Raw genomic sequence first — 4292 nt, forward strand, 5'->3', positions numbered from 1 at the left:
CGATCGAGCGGGCCGCCGCGGCGCGGGCCGCCGCCGGCGCGGCGGCGGCGATGCGTTCCATCACCGCGTCGTCGTGCGCGGCGGAGACGAACCAGGCCTCGAACGCCGAGGGCGGCAGATAGATCCCTGCGTCGAGCATGCTGTGGAAGAAGGCGGCGTAGCGCGCGGTGTTCTGCTCCTGCGCCGCGGCGTAGTCGATCACAGTGGCGGCGTCGGTGAAGAAGAAGCTGAACAGCGAGCCGGCGCTGCTCGGCACGTGGGCCACGCCCTGCTCGGTGAGCGCGGTGGACACGATGCCGGCGACGTCGCCGGCGCGGGCGTCGACGGTGGCGTAGACCTCGTCGGTGCAGGCCCGCAGGGTCGCCAGGCCGGCGGCGACCGCGATCGGGTTGCCGGAGAGGGTTCCGGCCTGGTAGACGGGGCCGGCGGGCGCGAGCTTCGACATCACGTCGGCCCGTCCGCCGAACGCCGCCGCCGGCAGGCCGCCGCCCATCACCTTGCCGAAGGTGAACAGGTCGGGCGACCAGTCCTCGAGGGCGCCCTCGATGCCCCACCAGCCGGCCCGGGAGATCCGGAACCCGGTCATCACCTCGTCGAGGATGAGCAGCGCGCCGTGGATGTCGCACAGCCGCCGCAGGCCGGCATTGAAACCGGGCAACGGCGGGACGACACCCATGTTGGCGGCGGCGGCCTCGGTGATGACCGCGGCGATCGTCTCGCCGCGCTCGGCGAACACCGCCTCGACGAGGGCGAGATCGTTGTAGGGCAGCACGATCGTGTCGGCCGTCGCGGCGCCGGTCACCCCGGGGGTGTCGGGCAGCCCCAGGGTGGCCACCCCGGAGCCGGCCGCGGCGAGCAGCGCGTCGACATGCCCGTGGTAGCAGCCGGCGAACTTGATGATGGTCGACCGGCCGGTGAAGCCGCGGGCGAGGCGCACCGCGCTCATCGTCGCCTCAGTACCGGAGTTGACCAGCCGCACCTTCTCTACCGGCCCGACCCGCTCGACGATCAGTTCGGCGAGCTCGACCTCACCGCCCGTCGGCGTGCCGAAGCTGGTACCGGCAGCCACCGCCCGGGTCACCGCCTCGACGACCGCGGGATGGGCGTGGCCGAGGATCATCGGCCCCCAGGAGCAGACCAGGTCGACGTAGGTTCGGCCGTCCGCGTCGGTCAGGTACGGGCCGTTGCCGGACACCATGAACCGCGGGCTGCCGCCGACCGCTCGGAAGGCACGGACCGGGGAGTTGACCCCGCCGGGAACTACACGCTCGGCGCGCCGGAACAGCTCCTCGGAGGCCGGCGCGGCGGAGGGAACCACCATGCCCCTGATCCTCGCAGGTCCGTCTCGCGTCTCGCGCTCCGCGTGGTCAGGCGCACGTCCGCGTCCGGGCGCGCGGCCCCCGGCGAGGGTGGGAGCCGCCGGTGGGCGGGGGTTTGCCCCGGCCGCCCACCGGCGGCGGCATGTGCGCCGGGTCCCACCCGGTCAACCCGCGCGACCGGCCTGGCCGGAAGGCGGTGCCCGTAGTGGCGGTCGAGGCGGCGAACGCGACGACGGGCTGTACAGCGGAAGGTAATGAATGTGTTGGCCCGATACTGCCCGGCCCGCCCCCGCGGTGCCGAGCGGCCATCGGTCGACCGGCGGGCGGTAGTGGCCTGAGAGACCGCCCTTACCTGGCGGTTCGCCGTGCGTTGCGGGTCTTTCGCCGTGGTGACGCGGAACATGTACCCGGTCGGGTGTGAGGATTCTCATCGCGATCATGTTTCGTCGGGTTCCTCGACGATGCGGCCGCACGGATCTACCGGCGGTCGCGGGTAGGATTTCCCTGTGTTGACGACACGGGTCACCGCCCAGGCGGCGAGCCGCCGGATGATGCACATGCCATCCGGCCTTCTCCGCGCGTCCTGACAGACCACCGATGAGGCCCCGACGGAGCCTCGTCGACGAGGCAGCGCCCGGGGCGGAAGGATCCGAAACCGATGGGTCGCTACTTCGTGACGACGGCCATTCCGTACGTCAACGGCAAGCCGCACGTGGGGCACGCGCTGGAGCTGGTCGAGACGGACGCGTACGCCCGGCACCTGCGGGCGCGCGGTGACGAGGTCCGGTTCCAGACCGGTACCGACGACAACGCGCTGAAAAACGTCCAGAGCGCCGAGGCCGAGGGCATCACCCCGGTGGAGTACGTCGACCGGGTCGCCGCCCGCTTCGTGTCCCTGCGGGAGCCGCTCGGACTGTCCTTCGACGACTTCATCAAGACCAGCACGGACCCCCGGCACCGGCCCGGGGTGGAGAAGCTGTGGGGGGCCTGCGCCGAGCGCGGCGACTTCTACCGCAAGAGCTACGCCGGCCTGTACTGCGTCGGCTGCGAACTGTTCTACCAGCCCGACGAGCTCGTCGACGGTCGCTGCCCGGAACACGGCACCGTCCCGGACCTGGTCGAGGAGAGCAACTGGTTCTTCCGGCTCAGCCGGTACTCCGACCAACTGCACGAACTGATCTCCACCGACAGGCTGCGGATCGAGCCGGCGACCCGCAAGCGCGAGGTGCTGTCGTTCATCGAGGCCGGGCTCGAGGACTTCAGCGCCTCGCGGAGCATGACCCGGGCCCGTGGCTGGGGCATTCCGGTACCGGGCGACCCCGACCAGGTCATCTATGTCTGGTTCGACGCCCTGGGCAACTACATCACCGCGCCGGGCTACGGCACGGACGACGCCTCGTTCCAGCACTGGTGGAACGACAGTGACGCCCGGGTGCACGTCATCGGCAAGGGCATCATCCGCTTCCACGCCGTGTACTGGCCGGCGATGCTGCTCTCCGCCGGGGTGCGCCTGCCCGACACCATCTTCGTGCACGAGTACCTCACCGCCGATGGCCTGAAGATCTCCAAGTCGGCCGGCAACGCGGAGGATCCGGGCGACATCGTCGCCGCTTACAACACCGACGCGCTGCGCTGGTGGATGCTGCGCGACGTCGCCCGCAGCGGCGACACCGACTACACCACCGAGCGGCTGATCACCCGGGCCAACGAGGACCTCGCCAACAACATCGGCAACCTCGTCAACCGGACGGTGTCGATGGTCCGGCGCTACCGGGACGGGGAGATCCCGGCGCTCGCCGCGGACAACCCGGCGGCCGCGGCGCTGCGGGCCGTCCGTGAACAGGCCGCGGCGACGATCGACGCGATGGTCACCACCTTCGACTTCCGCCGGGCCGCCGAGGTCATCACAGTGATCGGCAACGAGGGCAACCGTTACGTCGAGGCGGCGAAGCCCTGGGAGCTGGCGAAGGCCGAGCGCAAGGAGGGCGCCGGTCCGGACGCCCTCGACGCCGTGCTCGCGGAGCTGGTCGCGACCTGCCGGGAACTCGCGGCGCACCTGCTGCCGTTCCTGCCCGACGCGGCACCGCGCATCGCCGCCCAGTGCGGCGACGGCGGTGACCACGTCGCGGAGCCGGCGCCGGTCTTCCCCCGGCTGGAGGCGCCCGCGAGCTGAGCGGCGCCCGGCCCGGCGGCTACGGCCGCCGGGCGAGGGCGGGCAAATTCCGCTCGGCCATGGTGGCGGTGCCGGCCGCGGTGTCGGCCCGCGGTGCGCCGAACCGACGCAGGCGCAGGCTGTTCGTCACCACGAACACGGAGCTGAACGCCATCGCCGCTCCGGCGATCATCGGGTTGAGCAGCCCGGCGGCCGCCAGCGGCAGCGCCGCGACGTTGTAGGCGAACGCCCAGAACAGGTTGCCGCGGATCGTCCGCAGCGTCGCGCGGGACAGCCGGATCGCGTCGGCGATCAGCCGCGGGTCGGCGTTGACCAGGGTCAGGTCGGACGCCTCGATCGCCGCGTCCGTCCCACCGCCCATGGCCAGGCCCAGGTCGGCCTGGGCGAGGGCGGCGGCGTCGTTCACGCCGTCGCCGACCATCGCGACGGCGTGGCCCCGCTCCTGCAGCCTGCGGATGACCGCGACCTTCTCCTCGGGCAGCACCTCGGCGATCACATCGGTCGCCGCGATGCCGATCTCGGCCGCGACCCCGTGCGCCACGGCGGCGGAGTCCCCGGTGAGCAGCATCGGGTGCAGGCCGAGGCCGCGCAGCGCCTCGACGGCCGTCGCCGCGGTGGGCCGGACGGTGTCGGCGACGCTGATCAACCCGCGGACCTGGCCGTCCCAGGCAACGGCGACCGCGGTGCGGCCCAAGCGCCGCTGCGCCGCCAGCGTCTCAGGCAGTGGCCCCGGCAGCTCACCGAAGAGCAGATCCCGGCCGACGACCACGGCCCGGCCCTCGACGGTGCCGCGCACGCCG

At 72.5% G+C, this 4292-nt stretch carries 3 protein-coding genes; 1 reads left to right on the forward strand and 2 read right to left on the reverse strand.

Translation table 11 applies throughout. The features are described 5' to 3' along the window. A partial coding sequence (gene hemL / locus MXD58_RS21340) for a glutamate-1-semialdehyde 2,1-aminomutase (protein WP_250609797.1) occupies nucleotides 1-1321 on the reverse strand: 1321 nt, incomplete at its 3' end. A 656-nt stretch (nucleotides 1322-1977) separates the two neighbouring features. Here hemL and metG point away from each other — a divergent pair. Further along, entirely contained in the window at nucleotides 1978-3492 is a 1515-nt protein-coding gene (metG, locus tag MXD58_RS21345; protein ID WP_248839626.1) for a methionine--tRNA ligase, read from the forward strand. Nucleotides 3493-3511: 19 nt separating this feature from the next. Here metG and MXD58_RS21350 read toward each other — a convergent pair. After that, a partial coding sequence (locus MXD58_RS21350; protein WP_250609798.1) for an HAD-IC family P-type ATPase occupies nucleotides 3512-4292 on the reverse strand: 781 nt, incomplete at its 5' end.

This window comes from Frankia sp. AgKG'84/4 (assembly GCF_023242965.2).
Classification (GTDB): Bacteria; Actinomycetota; Actinomycetes; order Frankiales; family Frankiaceae; genus Frankia.